Source organism: Actinomadura macra NBRC 14102 (genome assembly GCF_001552215.1).
Lineage (GTDB): Bacteria > Actinomycetota > Actinomycetes > Streptosporangiales > Streptosporangiaceae > Spirillospora > Spirillospora macra.
Map to the genome: position 1 here is coordinate 169,789 of NZ_BCQT01000014.1, position 17,348 is coordinate 187,136.

Below are 17,348 nucleotides of genomic sequence, written 5' to 3' on the forward strand. Positions count from 1 at the left end.
TGATGATGGTCGGCATGGACGGCGTGCGAGAGCCTGCGGATGGGCCGGGGAGCCTCCGAGGCGGCAGGGGGCGCCTGTGGCGGGTGTGACGGGGCGGCCCATCTGGCGCCTGCTGCTGCGGGGTCTCGGGGTGTACCTGCCAGGTTGGGAGACTCCCGCCGGTGCCCGGAAGGTACCGGGCGGAGGCCCGGCGACCGGTCCTGGAAGCGGGCCGGGGGAAGCGGGCGATGGCGCGGCGGCCAGGCCCGGCGACGCGGGTCAAGGGTCCACGGGTCCGGCGCAGCCGTACGGCGGTCAGACGCAGGTGTTCGACGGTTGGACCCAAGGGTTCGGGCCGCCCGCCTTCCTGAACGGCGAGGCGGGTTTCGGTCTCCAACTGCCCGAGCGGCGCAGGGGCCTTGAACCCGACCGTGAGATCTACGTCCGGGGACGTGAGAACCCGAGCTTCGGCATCGTCGTCGCGGGTCCCTCGGCGGCGATCGGTACCCGGGTCGTGGACGCGGTGGCGCTGATGAGGTTCGCGCGCCGGCTGACGTTCGAGGAGCTCTTCGACACCGCTGACGCCGACTCCGTGCCGTACGCGGTCCGCGGCGCGCGCGCGGTGGAGAACGTGGTCTTCCTCGACCGCGCGGCTGGGCTCGGGTTGTGCGCCGAGGTGGAACCGATGACGCGCTTCGTCCGGTGCCCGGTGTACGTGCGCATCGGCAGCCCTGCGGAGCGGACCGTCCAGGCGTACGAGACAGCGGTCGAAAGCCTCTAAAGCCTCTGAAACGGCCTGTGCGGACGCCCGCTGGTAGGGCCCGCCGAGATCAGGGTGTCGTCGCCCAGGCGGTGAGGTCCCAAAGCTGATGGGACGGGAGGCGCCGCAGCCGGACGGTCGCGGTGGCCGGGTCCCAGAACACCTCATCGCTCTCCAGTTCCAGTGACTGCCCGGCCGTCAGCACCGCGCACAGCAGCTCCTCCCGGGTACGGACGGCCATCAGGGGCCCGATCTGCGCGACCGCGCCCGTGCTCTCGAACAGGGTGCGCAGCAGTGCCTTGAGCGCCGCCTCGTCCTCCGGCGGTCGTGGCGGCTCCACACCGGCCGGCCGTCCCGCCTCGACGCGCGCCAGCCCGCGCCAGCCGTTGCCGTTGTGCGGCAGGTCGGCGCCGGTCGAGATGAGCAGTGCGCTGAAGGCGCCCGCGAGGTCCTCGGCGGCCTGCCCGCCGAGAAAGTAGCGGCGCCGGCCGGGGGAGCCCGGCGCGTCGCCGTCCGCCCCCTCCGCCGTACGGAAGCGGACGTCGAGCCGGTTCGCGCGCACGCACCGCTCGTACATGTCGGCCAGGATGTCCTGGAGCTGGTCGTCGCGCGTCCAGAGCCGTCCCGTCGCCGTAACGGAGACGCCGTCGCCCGCGGACGTCCGCGGGCTCCCGGTGAGCGCCGCGGCGACCGTGTCGTCCAGTTCCCCCTCGGTGAACCGCAGCAGCTCGGCGACGACGTCCTCGACGTCCTCCAGGGTCCGGGTGAGTGCCCGCTGCAACTCCAGGATCTCCGCGCCGCCGCGCTCCAGGTCGGCCAGGCGCCCGAGGGCGGTGTCGACCTTCCCCTGGACCGTCTCGACCTTTCCCTCCACCGTGTCGACCTTGCCCTTGACGGTGTCGACCTGCCCCTTGACGGTGTCGACCTTCCCTTCGACGGAGCTGGCGTCGATCCCGGTCGCCGCGCGGACGGAGGTCTCCACCTCGGTCAGCTTGCGGCGCAGCGCCGCGAGGGTGATCCGCTGCTGTTCGAGCTCGTGCAGACGTGCGGCCTGCGTCCGCAGGTACTCGTCGGCGTTGTGGACGATCCCGGCCAGTTCCTCGACCTGCCCGGTGTTGTGCCGGAGCCGGGTGTCGAGGGCGGGCAGCACGTCCTGCTTGACCCGCGCGAGCTCGGCGGTGAGCTGTTCGCCGACGGTGACCAGTACGTTGTTCTGCTTGGTGACCTGCTCGTTCAGCTCCTCGATCCGGCGGGTGAACGCGTCCGACTGATCCCTGCTGCGCTTGCTGGCATAGAGCTCCAGTGCCCCGACCACGACGCACATCACCACCAGGACGACCGTCGTCATGACACTCCTCGGGCGGCCGATTTTCACCGATTCGGGTTTTGATCGCGACCATAACTTACGATCAGGCTCGCCGACCGGCACTTACGTAACCGACTGATCTCAGTGACCGTACGGTTTCAACCGTCCATCGAATCTCACCCCGTCACCTCGTGGGCGCGGTCGGTCACAACCCTCGAACTCGGTCACAGCCCTGGAACTCAGTCACAGCCCTCGAACTGGGGGACGGTCGTGGTGACGGCGAGCCGCACCGGACCGAACCATTTCCGCAGCAGCCCCGCCGCGGTGCCGTCCTGGTACATCCCCGTGATCGCCTTGTTGACCGCCTCGCACCCATCGAGGTCTTCCTTCCGGATGCCGATGCCGTACGGCTCGTCCGAGAAGGGCGCGTTCACGATCCTCAGCTTGCCGCCCTTCCGCGCGGCCTGCGCGGCGAGGCCGGCGAGGATGAGGTCGTCGGTGGAGACCGCGTCCAGCTGTCCGGCGGACAGGTGGGTGAGGCAGCCGGCGTAGCCGCTCGCGGCGACCGGCAGGGCGGGCACGCCCTTCTCGTCGTGGACGCGGGGGAAGGACACCGAGCCCGGCACCCGGCACAGCCGCTTGCCCGTGAGGTCATGCACGGTCTTGATCGTGGTGTCGGACGCGCGGACGAGGATGTCCTGGTGCGCGACATAGTACGGTCCCGCGAAGGCCACCTGGACCTTGCGCTCCGGCGTGACGGAGTAGCTCGCCACGACGAGGTCGACCTTGCCGGAGCGCAACAGCGACTCCCGGGTCGCGGAGGTCACGGGTTTGAAGGCGAGGTTCCCGCCGGCGACGCCGAGCCGCCGGGCCACCTCCCGGGCGACGTCGATGTCGAAGCCCTCGTACGAGCCGCCGACGCGCCAGCCGACGCCCGGCTGGTCGGCGTTGACCCCGATGACGAGGCTGTCCTTCGTGGTCACGGAGGTCTCGCCCGCATCGGCGACACCGCAGGCCGCCGCCGCGAGCGCCGTCACGGCCGCCAGCGCCGCCGCCCTGACGCGCTTGAGCCGCGCGGCCCCCGCCGCCGGCTCCCTCACTGCGATCCCCACGTCGCCCCCACCCTCGCCTTCATTTCGACCACCGGTACTCCGCCAGCCGGGGACGCACCCCGACCAGCACGAGCGCCGCGATGATGACTCCTGCGACGGGTAGCACGCCGTACCAGCCACCCGTTCCGCTGTCACCGTCCTCGACCGCCTCAAGGAACGCGGTCCGGTGGGTCTGGATGAGCGACTGCAGGGACTTGTCGTAGCGGACGTAATCGCCGGCCGCCGCGTCCCGCGTGGTGACCGCCTGCGCCCGCTGCCCACCGTTGACGAGGTCCCGCATCCGCCGGTCGTTCGCCTGGAACCGCTTGTACTCCTCAAGCACCGTGACGAGGGCGCGCCGCTGCTCGTCCTCGGTCGAGCGTGTGGCCTCGGTACCGAAGAACCCGAGGAAGGGCACCCGTCCCGGCTCGAAGTTCACGCCCTTCTGCACCGCCTGGTTGTACTCGTTCAGGTTCCCTGCCTTGAGATACAGGACGGTCTGGGATTTGCTCAGGAACACCTGCTCGTAGGCGTCCGCCCTCCCGGGGTCGATCAGGTACCGGGTCTCGTCCGCGTTGGCGCTGTTGCTGATGGCGCGCGCGCGGGACAGGGCCAGGATCGAGTCGAACCCGTCGTTCTTGGCGTCGCGGAGATGGTCCGCCTGCCCGGAGAGCATGGTGGCGCTCGCCGCGACGAGGACGAGCGTGCCGAGCGTGGCGAGGGCCAGCGCCGGGTTCAGCAGGCGCCGGAAGCGTACGGCCAGGAAGAGTTGGAGGGCGACGAGGGCGGCCAGCAGCGCGAAACCCGTGATCAGAATCCACATGCGGCCGGTCAGGATGTCCGATCGCTTGTCCTCGTAGGTGTGCCGGACGAGAGTGCCGTTGTCGAGCGTCAGGTTGTACGCCTTGGGCAGCAGGTCCAGCTTCATCAGGTCGGTCGCGTCACGGTACCGCTGGACGACCGACTCCGGCGGCGGTCCGGAGGCGTGCCGGGCCTGCTGGTCGAGCATGAGGGCCTGGGCGGCGAGCCGCTCGTACCGCCCGAGGGCGTACACCAGCTCGCGGGCGGTGTTGTCCTCGGTGGTCTCGTCGGCGAGCTTGGCGGCCTTCAGCAGCGCCTCGCCGGCCTTCGCGCGGCTCTGGTCGTAGCTCGCGAGGGCCCGGTCCCGCCCGCCGCCGGGCGCGCCGCCGATGAGCAGCGCGTTGGCGAGCTGGGAGTCCATCTCGGTGAGCTGGAAATACAGGTCGCCGGTCGCGACGACCTGCGGGCCGGCGTCGCGACCGATCACCCGCACGCCCTCGCGGGCGCTCACGACGGCCGCCCAGGTGACCCCGAGGAGGACCAGCAACAGCACGACCACCAGTGTCGTCAGCGAACGGACGCGCGATGCGACCGTGCGGGGCAGCGCTCGTGCGAGCCCGGTGGGCGGCCGGGACGGCACGAGTCCCCGCCGGATGGCGGACGGGCCGCGCCGCTCGGGAGGCGCACCGGACGTGGTGGCGGGCGTGCCCGTCGCGGGCGGCTGCTGAACGGCGGTCATGTCGCCTCGCCTCGTGTGAGCGTGATGGTGGTCCAGGCGCCGACGTGCACGCGGTCGCCCTCGGACAGCGGCACCTCGATGTTGACCGGGATCGGCTCCGCGGACCCGTTCACGCAGGTCCCGTTAAGAGATCCGGGGTCCACCAGCGTCCAGGTGCCGTCCGGCTTGGCCAGCAGGACCGCGTGGATGTGCGAGACGCCCGGGTCCTCGGGGGGTTCGCGCAGGTCGATCTCGGGGGCGGACGGGTCGGCGGAACCGCGCCGCCCGATGCGGATCTGCTGCCCGACCAGCGGGATGCGCCGTTCGGGGGCGTACGGGGGGAACGAGAGGGACACCGAGTCCGGGCCTTCCTCGGCGATGACCGCGTTGTAGTAGTCGCGATCCGCGACCACCACCGCGGTCCATACCGCGGTCTCCGGTGCGGGCGGCGCCGTCAGGGGCGGCGCCGGTGCGGGCGGGTCGGGCGCCGGTGGTGCCGGAACGGGAGGTGCCGGAACGGGAGGTGCCGGAACGGGAGGTGCCGGAACGGGAGGAGCCGGCACGAGAGGTACTGGATCGGGAGGTGCCGGGGTATGAGCCGCCGGGGTGGGAGGTGCGGGAACAGGAGGCGCCGGGGTGGGCCTGCCGCCGCCGGTGGCGAAGTCGTACCCGCACGACTCACAGAACCGGTCGCTCGCGGGCGTGCCACAGTCGGGACAGGGCGTGCCGCCCGCGGGACGGGAGGGGAGCGCCTGCGTGCCCGACGCCCTGCTTGCCGAGGCGGCCGGGGTGGCGCCGAGGCGCTCGCCGCAGACGTCGCAGTAGTCGTCCGCCCGCGAGGCGTGGCCGTTGGGGCAGGTCGCCATGCTCAGCCCTCGCCCCGCCGGGTGTGCACGGTCTCGTCCCGCCGGGTATGGACCGTCTCGTCCTTGCGGGTCCGGACGGTCTTGGTGGAGCGGGTGTCCAGCTGCATCTCGTCGGCCTTGTCCACATTCTGCCTCAGCCGGACGGTCCCGGTGACCGGGTCGACGACGTCCACCACCTTGCGCAGCATCGCGGTGATGGCGTCGTTGCCCGCCTCGTCCGCCAGCACGACGGCCCGGCCGAGCCGCGCGGTCGCGGTGTCGAAGTCGCCGTCCTTGCGGGCTTGGAGCCCCTCCTGGATGACGCTGGCGAGCTCGGCCTGCCCGGTGTAGTGCGCGACCCGCGCGTTGATCCGGGTGGACTGCGCCTCGTCGTCGGTCCACTGCGCGAGCACGTTTCCCGTCGCCAGGACCTGCGCCTCCTCGCCGGGCCCGCCCGGCACGACCAGCTTGACCCACGCTGCGCGCAGTTCCTTGCCGACCTCCCCGGGTGGAACCTCCACGCAGACGTGGTAGTCGCGGCTCTCCGCGCCCCACGCGCCCAGCGGGTAGTCGCCCGCCTGCACGGACGACTCCACCCGCCGGCCGGTCAGATCCTCCACCGACGGCATGACCTGTTTGACGAACCGCAGCTTCGCGGTCTGCGGCGTCCACACCCGCAGCGCGACGTCCGCCACGGCCTTGCCCATCGCGGCCTGGGTCATGGCCTGGAAGTCGGCGACGAGCCCCGCCGGGTCGGCGACGATGTCCACGCTGCCGAGCAGCGCCGAGGAGATCTTGCGCAACTCCGCGACCTCCCAGTCGGTGCCGACGCCGCGGCAGTCGCAGATGAAGCGGCCGGTGCAGCGGGACAGGACGGCGTCCAGCTCCTCCGGCGACTCGTGCTGGTTCTTGCCGTCGGTCAGCAGGATCGCGTGCCGGATGCCGCCCTGCCGGGTGTCGAACAGCTGGTCGGTGAGCCGCAGCCAGGAACCGATCGCGGTGCCGCCGGACGCCTTGAGCCGGCTCAGCGCATGCTTGGCCAGCCGCCGGTTCTCCTCGTTGGCCGGGACGAGCCCGCCCTGCTGCGGGAAGACCATCGCGGCCGTGTTGGAACCGGAGATCACGGCGAACTGGACGCCGTCGCGCAGCGTGTCGATCGCGATCTGGGCCGCCGCGATGGCCGCGCGCAACTTGGTGTCGGGATAGGACATCGACCCCGAGGTGTCGATGATGATGACCTCGGAGGCGTCCGCGGACGAGGCGGCGGCCGGTCCGGAGCCGTCGGGCGAGGCCGCCTCCACCGACACGATGGCGTGCACCTCACGGCCGCCCTCGGGCAGGAACTTGTTCTGGTCGATCTTGATCGTGAATTGCGGCTGCTCGCTCATCGGTCATGCTCCGTGCTCGGTGTCGGGAGGGGAGGCGGGACGGGGATCACGGCGACCGTGATGTTGTCGCGGCCGCCCGCGTCCAGCGCGTGGCGGACCAGTGTCCGGGCCGTGCCGAGCGGATCGGCGGCCGGGTCCGCGGCGGGATCGGCCGCCGCGCCCGACAGCAGCGCCGCGAGGTCGACGGCCCGCGGGAAGTAGTTCCACAGACCGTCGCTACAGACCAGCAGCGTGCCCGGGCCCGCCGGGCGGAACGTGGCCACGTGCGGGACGACCTCCTCGGCGTCCGCGCCGAGCCAGGCGGTGATGACGTGCGCGTTCGGGTGCGCCTCGGCCTCGTCCTCGGTCAGCGCGCCCTGCGCCACCATGATCGCCGCCCAGGAGTCGTCCTCGGTCAGCTGCTGGGAGGGGCCGAGCTCGGCCATGTCACCCGTGTCCAGCTCGCCGATGTCCAGCTCGCCCGTGTCGAGGTCGGTCATCGCGAACTCGGCGGTGTCGGGCCCGTCGCCACCCGTCCCGCCGGACGCGCCGGGCTCGGCGGCGGCCAGCCAGTAGGCGCGGCTGTCGCCGATCCAGCCGACCGTCAGCGACCCGTCCCGCGTCACCGCCGACACGTACGTGCACGAGGGCGCCTCGGCCGGGGACGCGGCCAGCGCCGCGACGGCCTCGGCAGCCTTCAGCGCGGCGCCGCGGGTGGCGTCCTCGGCGTCCGCGCCGGAGTCCAGCCGGGCCGCCAGCTCGGCGGCGCCGGTCTCGGCCGCCGCGCGGGACGCGTCCTCCGGGCGTTGCGAGGATCCGACGCCGTCCGACACCACGGCCGCGATACCGGCGGAGTGCGGGACGAGCGCGATGGCGTCCTCGTTGCGCGGGTAGCGCAGCCCCCGGTCGCTGACGCCCGCGGCGGCTACCCGGCGCCTGCCGTTCACCGACCCGTGTGCCGCCCCCGGCAGGGGGACCTCGATCTCGACGTGGTCGCGTCCGGCCGGTTGGCGGAGCCCGCACGTCTCGCAGTAGCCGTCTCCGTCGATGGCCGCCCCGCCGCATTCGGCGCACGGTCCCCCCGAGGACGCCGTACCCTCGGTGGCACCGGGCGCGCGCCGCGCGCGGATCGACGCGGAGTTCTGCTTCATCGTCAGGCCGGCCCGCGTCGCCGAGGTCAGGCCGCTCGGGGCGATCTCGGATGCGGAGCCGTCCAGGCGGTGCCCGCACTCCTCGCAGAACTTCTCCCCGGCGTACACGATCTCGCCGCAGCCCGGGCACGACAGCTCCGCCGGCTTCACGCCGGTCTGCTCGCCGCTCACAGAAGCGTCCTCGGACGGACGGCGTTGGCGGCGTCGATGAGCAGCCGGCACTCGTCGCGGTCGCGGGTGAGCCGCGCCAGTTCCCGGTAGGTCCTCTCCAGCAGGCCGCGCAGCGGCGTCTCGGCGAGCTGGGCACCGAGCAGCGCGCCGCCGCGGGTCCCGCCGCCCGCGCCGGGCCCGTCGACGAGCCAGTCCAAGGCGGCCTCCAGCACCTCGGCGGCGAGCCGGTCGCGGCGCTCGCCGTCCAGGCTGAGGCCGGTGAGCCGGTCGCCCGCGGCGACCAGGTCGGCCGCGGTGAGGTCGGCGGCGGGCCGGCCGCGCACCGCCGTGGCGACCGCCGCGAGCTGCGCCGGCACGTACCGGATGGAGATCTCCGGGACCGAGTCGAGCGCGGCCACGGCGCCCGCGTGGTCGCCGGCCGACAGGTGCATGCGCGCGAGCCCGAACGCCGCGCTGATGTAGTTCTGGTCGGTGCGCCAGACCAGCTCGTACAGCCGGACGGCCTCCGCAGGCGCAGTCTGCTCACGGCAATAGGCCAGCGCGAGCTTCGGCGCGGCCTCGCCGGGCAACTGCTGATAGAGCCAGTCGAAGCGGGGCGCGGCCTCGGCGACGCGACCCTCGGCGAGGATCGCGACGGCGCGGCCCCACTCGATCCGCCAGTCGTCGGGACGCTCCAGGGCGAGCCCGTCCAGCAGGGCCCCCGCATCCTCGAACGCGCCCAGCTCGACCTTCACGCGGGCGAGCGCCAGCCGGACCTCGTGCGTCTGCTCCGCCGCACCCGCGATGGCGGCGGCGAGCTGTTCGGGTTCCAGCGCGGTCAGCCCCGCCAGGAACCCGGCGGCCGGGTCCTCCCGGTCGGCCAGCGGAACGGGCAGCGCGGCGGCGGCCGCCGCCGGCGGGACGGGCGGGAGCGCCGCCGTGCCGTCGCCCGGCCCGCCCGGGTCGCCCGCCGCGCCGGCGGCACCGGCCGCGAACCGCTCGGGCCCGAACAGCGCGGACGGCGCGGGCCGGGGGGCGCCGTCCTCGGTGGCCAGCACCTCCCGCAGCACGCCGGTGAGCTGCTCGGCCATCTCCGCCGCGTCCTGGAACCGCTGCGCCGGGTCCTTGTGCGTGGCGCGGCGCAGGAACCGGTCGAACGACTCGAACCGCTGGAGCAGCGGCACCTCCGCGCGCGGCGGGATGCTGTCGGCGTACGCCCGGGTGTAGCCCTTGAACGGGAAGCTCAGCACGGCCAGCGCACGGCCGACCGTGTACAGGTCCGAGGTGATGGACGGTCCCACGTCGGCGATCTCGGGGGCCTGGTAGCCGATCGTCCCGTAGATGGCGCCGTCCTGGTCCTCCAGCCGCCGGACGCCACCGAGGTCGATGAGCCGCAGCTGTTCTTCGGACTGGATGATGTTGTCGGGCTTGAAGTCGCAGTAGACGAGGCCTTGCGCGTGCAGGTAGTCGAAGGCGCGCAGCACCTCCAGCGCGTACGCGATGGCCTGCGCCACCGGCAGCGACTCCTCGCCGAACTCGCGGCGCCGCTGGAGCAGGATGTCCTTGAGCGACTGCCCGCCCACGTACTCCATGACGATGTAGCCGTCGCCGTCGTGCTCGACGAAGTTGTAGATCTTGACGATGTTGGGGTGCTCGACCTCGGCGAGGAAGGCGCGCTCGGCCTTGGCCGCCTCGATCGCGTCGGCGTCGCCGCTGTCGAGCAGGCCCTTGAGCACCACCCACCGGTCGCTGACGTTCCTGTCCTTGGCGAGATAGATCCAGCCGAGCCCGCCGTGGGCGAGACAACCCAGAACGCCGTACTGGCCGCCGACCAGGTCGCCGGGGCCGAGCTTGGGCGTGAAGGAGAACGCGGCGCGGCATTTCGGGCAGTAGCCCTCAGTGCGGCCCGGTCTGTCTCCGCGACTGCGGCCGACGGGTTCGCCGCAGCTGCTGCAATAGCGCTTGTTCTCGGCGACCTGCGGGTTGCTCATCACCGCCGTGGACGGATCCCGGTACGGGACGCGCGGCACCTCGACGAGCCCGGCGCCGAGCATTCCGCGACGACCCGACGAGCGTGACGAGCCGGTGCGGGTGCTGCCCGTCCGGCCGGTGCCGCGCGTGGACCCGCTGCCCGACGTGCCGCCCGACGTGCCGCCGGACGTGCCGCCCGAGGACGTGTGTGCCGAGGGCGGTGAGCCGCACACGTCGCAGTAGCCGTCCACGATCGTGCCGGAGCATCCCCCCTGGCGGCACCGGTTGTCCGGCACGGGGGGAAGCGGACCGGCCACCGGCGTCCTCGGCGCCGGAACACTCCCCGCCGGGACACTCGCCGGGCGGATCGCCGCGGGGGGAGAGCCGCAGACATCGCAGTAGCCGTCCACGATCGTCCCCGTGCAGCCGGGCTGGGTGCAGGTGTTCGGCGCGGGCGAGCCGGTGCGGGAGGGAGGGGGGCTCGACGTAGCGGACATGCCGCATACGACGCAGTAGCCGCCGTCAATGGTTCCGGTGCAGCCCGGTGCGGTGCACTGGTTCAACGTTCCGCTCCCTTCGTCCGCGAGGTGATGGCCTGCTGATAGTCCGACAACGTCACGGTGGCCTTCCGGAGGTCGCACGGGGAGGACCACAGCAGCCCGCGCGCCCGTTCGTAGATCTCGGCCAGCTCGGGGTCCTCGGCGTGGCCGAGTCTGGCGGCCTTCACCCGGTACCCCTCCAACCGGCCGCGCAGTTCCTCGCGCCGGTCGAGCAATCCTTGGATCACGCCGGTGGCGTCCCGCGCGTCCCCGAGCGCGGTGTCCGCCGCACGTTCGAGGCCGGCGACTCGCTCGGCGAGGTCGTTCCACGCGCCGCCCCGTCCCAGCGCGGCGAGCCGGTCGCCGAGTGCGGCCGACAGGACGGGCAGGACGGGCAGGTCGGGCAGGACGGGTGAGGCGATCTTGGCGAGCACCTCGTCGCGGCGGGCGAGTGCCTCCGCCTCCGCCGCGCGCACCTGGTCGAGGAGACCCGCGATGCCGCGGATCCGGTCATCGAACCCGGTGCGCAGCCGATCCGCCTCCTCCAGCCTGCGGCGGACGGCGGTGAGCGAGGCGTGCAGGCCGTCCAGCTGCCCGGTGTCGGCGTGCCCGTTCCGTGCCAGGGCCAGGGGGTCGGACCGGACGGTCGCGCCCACCGCCGCCAGCTCCGCGACCAGGCCGTCCAGCTCGGGGTCGGGGCCACCGAGCGACTCGCGCAGCGCCACCGCCGCCCGCCGCTCGGCCTCCACCTCCGCCAGCCGCGACAGCAGCGCCGACCAGACCGCGTCCAGGGCGGCGACCGCCTTCGCGACCTCCTCGTACTGCGGGGTCATCCGCTCGACAACGGCTTGAAGGGTCAGCTTCTCGCCGGACGTGGAGGACAACAGCGTCCGCCGCTCCAGCGGGACCTCCTCCGCGGGCAACTCGACCGAGGGTCCCGCGAGCAGCCACGTGAGCTGCGCCAGCTGGGTCTGGCCGGGCTTCGAGTGCCGCGCCCTGAACTCCTCCGCCGCGCCGAGCGCCCGTCCGTACAGGTCGAAGAGGGTCCACATCGCGGACATCCGGGACTGCACACCGGACTGGACGCGCAGCGTCTCGCCGTCCACCGCCGCCCCCTCCAGCAGCTGATACCCCTGATGGCCCTCCAACTCGAGCAGGGCGGAGCTGATGCGCTCCCTCTCGTCCCTCAGATGCGCCAGGGCCCGGTCGGCCTCGTCCCGGCTCATCGGTGGGCGCTTCATCTCATTCAAGGCGAACCCACAATCGACCCAAGCCCGCCCCCCGATTCCCCCATGCGAAGCCCGCTTTGGGGATCAGTTTTCCCCATGCGCTGCCGCCATCTCAAGGCCGGGTCCCCCCGCCGCTCCCACGCCGCCCCGAGAGCGCTCCAGCGCTGCGTCACGCGACCCTTGTGAAGGCTCCACAATGTCAGTGTTCGAACGTATGATCGAACCATGGCGAACGTTGCGACGCACCCCGAGACCGCGCTGTCCACCGCCGAGATCGCCGCCCTCGCGCTCTCCCTCGCGCATCTGGGCGCCGGCCCGCAGGCCACCACCGCGCGCCGCGCCCTGCGCGCCCTCCTGGACGACGCCGTGCAGGACGACGTGGTGACCACGACCCTGGCCACCCTCACCGAACCCCTGGACGTCTCCACCTCCGACCGGGCCCGCGTCATCGCCGCGGCCATCACCGAGCACCGCGTCGTCCGGCTCTGCTACGGCGACGCGGGCGCGAACGTCACGATCCGCGAGGTCGAGCCCGTCACCTGCCTGGTGCACCGCGACCACTGGTACCTCGTCGGCTGGTGCCGGATGCGCCGGGGCGTGCGTGCCTTCCGCTTCGACCGCGTCCTCGCCGTCGAGTCCACCGGTCTGCTCGCCCGCCCCCGCCGCGCCGACCGCTACCTGCCCTTCCAGCGCAGGAACAGGGCGGCAGCCTAAGGCCTGGTCCACAGCGTCCTTAACGGTCGCGCGAGCGCGATGGCTGACCGGTGAGGCGAAGCCGAAGGCAAGACCCACCGGGAAGATCGCGAAGCGATGTCGCGTTCGCCCAGGCACCGTGGACCGGGACCGTGAAACTCTGCTTAGAGCAGGCCGGCGTACGCGCCGCCGTCAACCGGGATGGCGCTGCCCGTCACGTGCCGCGCCTGCTCCGAGCAGAGGAAGGCCACGAACGCGCCGAAGTCGTCGGGATCCCCGACCTTGTGGGCGGGGATCTCCGCGGCGACCCGGTCCCAGTCACCGCCACGCAGCGTACGGAGCCGCTCGGTCGCGTGGAAGCCGGGCAGGAGGGAGTTGACGGTGACGCCGTCCTTGGCGACCTCCAACGCGAGCGTCTTGAGGAACCCGGTCGCCCCCGCGCGTGCCGTGTTGGACAGGATCAGCGTGGGGATCGGCTGCCGGACGCTGATCGAGGTGATCGCCACGACCCGTCCCCAACTCCGGCTCTGCATGGCCGGGACGGCCGCCTTGCACATGGCCACCACCGACAGCAGGTTGAGGTCGAGCGCGGGGGCGTAGGCGTCCAGGGGAGTGGAGGCGAACCCGCCGGGCGGGGGCCCGCCCGCATTGGTGACGAGGACGTCGACGCCGCCGAGGGCGTCTTCGGCCTCCCGCACGAACGCCGTGGCGCCCTCGGGCGTGCTGACGTCGGCGATGATCGGCCGGGCGCCTTCGCCGAGCCTGCGGGCCGCGGCGCCGAGCCGTTCGCGGTCGCGCCCGCAGATCGCCACCTCGGCGCCCTCGGCCACCAGCGCACGCGCGGCGGCCAGCCCCAGCCCGCTGCTGGCCGCCGCGACCGCGGCCCGCCGCCCCCTCAGTCCCAGGTTCACTCTTCGAAGGCTAACCTGCGCGTTCCGTGACGTCCCGGGCGGGCTCAAGGAAGGCGGTCCCGCCCCGGGCTGGAATCCGTTAGGCGCCCTTGAACTTGACCGTGCGCCGAACGGCGTCGCAGACGACGGACGTCACGTCGCGGGTCCGGGCATGGACGATGCGCTGGAGCCGGGCGCCGTTCCCGCGGTCGAGCAGGGCGTGCAGCAGGTGCCGGACGGTGGCGAGGTCCCCGGATCGTTCGAGCGCCGGCGACAGGTGGCCGAGCAGCGCGCCCACCACCGCGCGGGCCGGGGCGGTGCGGCGGGTCAGCGGGTGGACGAGGTCGCCGCGCAGCCCCGAACGGCTGGCCCGCCACGTCGCCAGGCGCAGCAGGTCGGTGCGGACGGGGTCGGGCGGCTCGTCCCGTCGCCAGGCATCGGCGGCGGTGCAGACCAGGGCCCGGATCAACGCGGCCATCAGTACGGTGTCGTCGGCGTCCAGGCACACGTCGGCCACCCGGATCTCGACGGTCGGGTGGCGCCGCGACAGCCGCGCGTCGAAGTAGACCATGCCCTCGTCGATCAGCGCGCCGCTGCCGAGCATCGCCTCGACCGTCCTGCGGTACGTCCCGGCGGAGCCGAACAGCTCGGTCGGGCCGCTGGAGGGCCAACGCCCCCAGACCTGCTGGCGCCAGCTGTCATAGCCGGTGTCGGCCCCCTGCCAGTACGGCGAGTTCCCGCTGAGCGCGAGCAGCGGCGGCAGCCATGGCCGGATCCGGTCCAGGATGGCGACCCCCTCGTCCGGCGACTCCACGCCGACGTGGACGTGGCAGCCGCAGGTGAGCTGTTCGGCGGTGGTGGGCCCGTAGGCGTCCGACATGCGGCGATAGCGGTGCGACGGGGTGAGCGAGGGCCGCACCGCGACCGGTGAGGTGGCGAGCGCCGCCACCGCCGCGCCGGCCCCGGCCGCGGCCCGCGCCGCCGCCAGCCGCGCGGACCTGACGTGCTCGGACAGCTCGTCCAGGGTGCGACAGACCGGTGTGACGATCTCCAACTGCTCGCGCTGCAACTCGATGCCGGGCGGCTCCGACCGCCGGCCGCCCGCGAGGGAGACCTCCTTGTGCCGCAGCGCGTACCGGACGACCGAGCCCGAGATGGCCTGGGGCGCGCCACTTGTCGGGTCGACGATGAGCAACTCCTCTTCCACCCCGAAGGTACGTGTTGGTCCGCTATGTCTCACGCCTCTGGTTGTGCCCCCTGCGGCGGTGAAGTACGGCTCCGGGCGCCCTCCCGCGTGAGCCGTGCCCGGCGGCCGCATCCCACCGCTTGACCGGGCGCCTGCACGGAACGAGTCTGGAAGGTCATGCCCGGCGTGCCCTCCGCCGCGGAGCCGCCCCCGCACGCGGTCAGGACGCGAGCCAGCCGCTGACCAACGCGCCCGTCTCGCCCAGGGCATCGACGTAGAGCATGTGACCCGCGTCGATCTCCGAGATGATCAGTCCGGGACCGAGCGCGGTTCGGCAGTCCACCACGAACTCGGGCCGCACCAGGTCGGCGCGCGCCGCGATGACCAGGTGCGTGGGAACGTGCGCGGGCGGCGGCTGGTGCGGGCGCGCCATCTCCGAGTACGCCGCCACGACCGCGGCGGCCTCGTACCGCCAGCGCAGGCGGCCGTCCCGGCACTGTGCCAGATGCTCGGACACCTCGTCGTCGAGCAGGTCGTCCGGCGCCTGCGGCCACCGCGCCGCCAGCGACGCCCGCGCCGCGGCCACGTCGGCGAAGGAGTCCACGTTCAGGTAGCCGCGCGCGTCCTTGCCCGCCCCCACGGGATCCAGGCCGATCGCGGGATCCAGCAGGACGAGCCTGCCCACCCTCCGCGGCGCCGTCCGCGCCAGGTGCAGGGCGATCATCCCGCCGTAGGAGTGCCCGGCGAGATCGGCCCGCTCGATGCCCTCGGCGTCCATGAGCGCGAGGACGTCGGCCACGTGCCGCTCCACCGTCCACGGCGGCTCGTGGGGTGACCGGCCGTGCCCGCGCAGGTCCGGTGCCAGGACGAACCGGTCCGCCAGGTACCGCTCGGCCGTGCGCCGCCACCGCGCTCCGTGGCCGGTGACCCCATGCAGAGCGATCAGCGGCGGCCCCGAGGGATCGCCGTAGCGATGAACATGCAGCGCCGCGTCCGTCATGGTGGAAGCGTAGGGGCTCGGCCCCACTCAGGGGCGTTCCCAGCGGACGGAGCTCAGGGCCAGGAGCGCCACGTGCAGGGACACACAGGACTCCACGTCGTCCAGATCGGCGTCCAGGACGCGCTCTATCCGGCGGAGCCGCTCGTAGAAGGCCGGGCGGGACAGGTGCGCGAGCTGCGCGGCGACGGCCTTGTTGCGGCCGGATTCGAGGTAGAGCTCCAGGATGCGGGTGAGGTCGCTGCCGCGCTGCGCGTCGTAGGTCAGCAGGGGCCCGAGTTCGCGTTCGACGAAGGTCTGGACGCGGGCGTCGTCGCGCAGGAGGTGCAGGAGGCCGCGCAGGCGCAGGTCGGGGAGGCGGTAGAAGAGGCGTCCGCCGGCGCCTCGGGAGGCGACGTCGGCGACCTGCTCGGCCTCCAGGAAGGAGCGGCGGACGTCGCGGATCGAGTCCACGACCGAGCCGGTGGCCATGACGATGTCGCCACCCGGGCGTTTGCGGATGCGGGTGGCGACCTCGTTCAGGGCCGTCTCGACGTCGGCGCGGGCGGGCAGGGAGGCCAGGACGCCGACACGGGCGTGCGGGCCGCCCTCGTCCAGGACGCCGACGAGGGCGGCGAGGCGGGCGTCCTTGCAGGCGGCGGCCGCCGTCTCGGCGAGCTGGGCCAGCTCACCGACGGGCGGGGCGGACGTGCCGGGGCCGCGGTGGCGCAGCACGACGCCGAGCAGACGGCGCCCGGACAGCGGCACGCCGAGCGCGCGGGCGCGGGCGGCGGCCTCCTGCGGGTCGGAGTAGGCGTGCGCGAGGATGCGGGTGATGATCGTCCCGTGCGCCTGGCGCTCGACGCTCTCGGCGTGCCGGTCCAGGAGCCGGCCGAGGGCGAGGGTGGTGGCGGCCCGCTCGATCAGCACGGTCTCCCGGGCGGACGGCGGGGAGCCGAGCACGACGATCAGCCGGCCCCAGTCCTCGCCGCGGGCGCCGACCGTGGTCACCAGCCAGCCGGACGCTTCGTCGAAGCCGGTGCGCTGCCCGATGCGGACGGCGCGGGACCGCGTCTCCCAGGCCGACAGCAGCTCCGACGGGTCGCCGCCGTCGGCGTCGGCGGCCAGCACCTGGTGGGCGAGGTTCTCCAGCACCACGGGGTGCCCGCCGAGCGCGGCGACCTGCCGGACCACCTCGTCGGTGGAGGCGCCCTCGACGGACAGCTGGGTGAAGATCTCGTGGAGCTGCTCGGACGCACGGAGCTCCGCGAACTGGTCTTGGAGGATGCGTGCGTGCACGGACTCGGTGATGTCCACGAACGCGGGCTCGTGGGCCAGCACGATCACCGGGAGACCATGGTCCTCGGCGGCGGAGACCAGCGCGGGCGGCAGGACGCTGGCGTACCGGCGGCCGAGTTCGATCATCAGCCCGCTCGCGCCCACCTCCGACAGCTCGCCGATGTAGGCGCGCAGCCGGGCCGGCTCATCCGGCAGCGCGATGCCGGTGGTCAGCACCAGCTCGCCGCCGTGCAGCAGGTGGGCGATGTCGGTGACCTCGGCGACGTGCACCCAGCGGACCCGGTTGCCGGTGCGGTCCGCGCCCGCGACGACGTGCGGCTTGCCGCGGCGGACCGCGTCGAGCTGGAGCACGTCGTCGAGAGTAGGCAGCATCAGCCGCGATGATATCCGGCGGCCT

Annotated in this window: 14 protein-coding genes; 2 read left to right on the plus strand and 12 right to left on the minus strand. The window is 73.2% G+C overall.

Annotated elements, in window-relative coordinates; all coding sequences use genetic code 11:
• Positions 1-76 precede the first annotated feature (76 nt).
• Positions 77-760: a hypothetical protein gene (locus tag AMA02S_RS23715; protein ID WP_157430794.1), complete on the plus strand. Its 684-nt coding sequence runs from the start codon at positions 77-79 to the stop codon at positions 758-760.
• A gap of 49 nt (positions 761-809) precedes the next feature.
• Here AMA02S_RS23715 and AMA02S_RS23720 read toward each other — a convergent pair whose 3' ends face one another.
• The 8 genes from AMA02S_RS23720 to AMA02S_RS23755 form a co-directional block, all read right to left on the minus strand.
• Entirely contained in the window at positions 810-2,087 is a 1,278-nt protein-coding gene (locus AMA02S_RS23720) for a coiled-coil domain-containing protein (protein WP_067461588.1), read from the minus strand.
• A gap of 197 nt (positions 2,088-2,284) precedes the next feature.
• Complete coding sequence (locus AMA02S_RS23725; protein ID WP_245667777.1) at positions 2,285-3,151, minus strand: glutamate ABC transporter substrate-binding protein; 867 nt, start codon at positions 3,149-3,151, stop codon at positions 2,285-2,287.
• A gap of 25 nt (positions 3,152-3,176) precedes the next feature.
• Positions 3,177-4,676 (minus strand): GlnX family signal transduction membrane protein, encoded by a 1,500-nt coding sequence (locus AMA02S_RS23730; protein ID WP_084265521.1) that lies wholly within the window; start codon positions 4,674-4,676, stop codon positions 3,177-3,179.
• Positions 4,673-5,521: an FHA domain-containing protein gene (locus tag AMA02S_RS23735; protein ID WP_067461590.1), complete on the minus strand. Its 849-nt coding sequence runs from the start codon at positions 5,519-5,521 to the stop codon at positions 4,673-4,675. The genes AMA02S_RS23730 and AMA02S_RS23735 overlap by 4 nt, the downstream gene beginning before the upstream one ends.
• Positions 5,522-5,523: 2 nt before the next feature.
• The gene (locus AMA02S_RS23740) at positions 5,524-6,888 is read right to left on the minus strand and encodes a vWA domain-containing protein (RefSeq protein ID WP_067461591.1); all 1,365 of its coding nucleotides are present in this window, start codon (positions 6,886-6,888) and stop codon (positions 5,524-5,526) included.
• A complete protein-coding gene (locus AMA02S_RS23745) occupies positions 6,885-8,189 on the minus strand; it encodes a protein phosphatase 2C domain-containing protein (RefSeq protein WP_067461592.1) in 1,305 nt (434 codons plus the stop codon). Before AMA02S_RS23745 ends, AMA02S_RS23740 begins: the two co-directional genes overlap by 4 nt.
• Positions 8,186-10,636 carry a serine/threonine-protein kinase gene (locus tag AMA02S_RS23750; protein ID WP_067461593.1) on the minus strand — a complete coding sequence of 817 codons (2,451 nt, stop codon included), beginning with the start codon at positions 10,634-10,636 and terminating at the stop codon, positions 8,186-8,188. The genes AMA02S_RS23745 and AMA02S_RS23750 overlap by 4 nt, the downstream gene beginning before the upstream one ends.
• 62 nt (positions 10,637-10,698) lie before the next feature.
• Positions 10,699-11,919: a hypothetical protein gene (locus tag AMA02S_RS23755; protein WP_067461594.1), complete on the minus strand. Its 1,221-nt coding sequence runs from the start codon at positions 11,917-11,919 to the stop codon at positions 10,699-10,701.
• Positions 11,920-12,132: 213 nt separating this feature from the next.
• On the opposite strand from AMA02S_RS23755, the gene AMA02S_RS23760 reads away from it, so the two are divergent.
• The gene (locus tag AMA02S_RS23760) at positions 12,133-12,621 is read left to right on the plus strand and encodes a helix-turn-helix transcriptional regulator (protein ID WP_067461595.1); all 489 of its coding nucleotides are present in this window, start codon (positions 12,133-12,135) and stop codon (positions 12,619-12,621) included.
• Between the two features lie 143 nt (positions 12,622-12,764).
• On the opposite strand, the gene AMA02S_RS23765 is transcribed toward AMA02S_RS23760, so the two are convergent.
• The 4 genes from AMA02S_RS23765 to AMA02S_RS23780 form a co-directional block, all read right to left on the minus strand.
• Positions 12,765-13,511 carry an SDR family oxidoreductase gene (locus AMA02S_RS23765; RefSeq protein WP_067461596.1) on the minus strand — a complete coding sequence of 249 codons (747 nt, stop codon included), beginning with the start codon at positions 13,509-13,511 and terminating at the stop codon, positions 12,765-12,767.
• A gap of 79 nt (positions 13,512-13,590) precedes the next feature.
• Positions 13,591-14,946, minus strand: a complete 1,356-nt coding sequence (locus tag AMA02S_RS23770) for a carboxylate-amine ligase (protein WP_439951603.1) — start codon at positions 14,944-14,946, stop codon at positions 13,591-13,593.
• Positions 14,897-15,676: an alpha/beta fold hydrolase gene (locus AMA02S_RS23775; protein ID WP_067461598.1), complete on the minus strand. Its 780-nt coding sequence runs from the start codon at positions 15,674-15,676 to the stop codon at positions 14,897-14,899. Before AMA02S_RS23775 ends, AMA02S_RS23770 begins: the two co-directional genes overlap by 50 nt.
• Before the next feature lie 27 nt (positions 15,677-15,703).
• Positions 15,704-17,323: a PucR family transcriptional regulator gene (locus AMA02S_RS23780; RefSeq protein WP_067461599.1), complete on the minus strand. Its 1,620-nt coding sequence runs from the start codon at positions 17,321-17,323 to the stop codon at positions 15,704-15,706.
• Positions 17,324-17,348 lie beyond the last annotated feature (25 nt).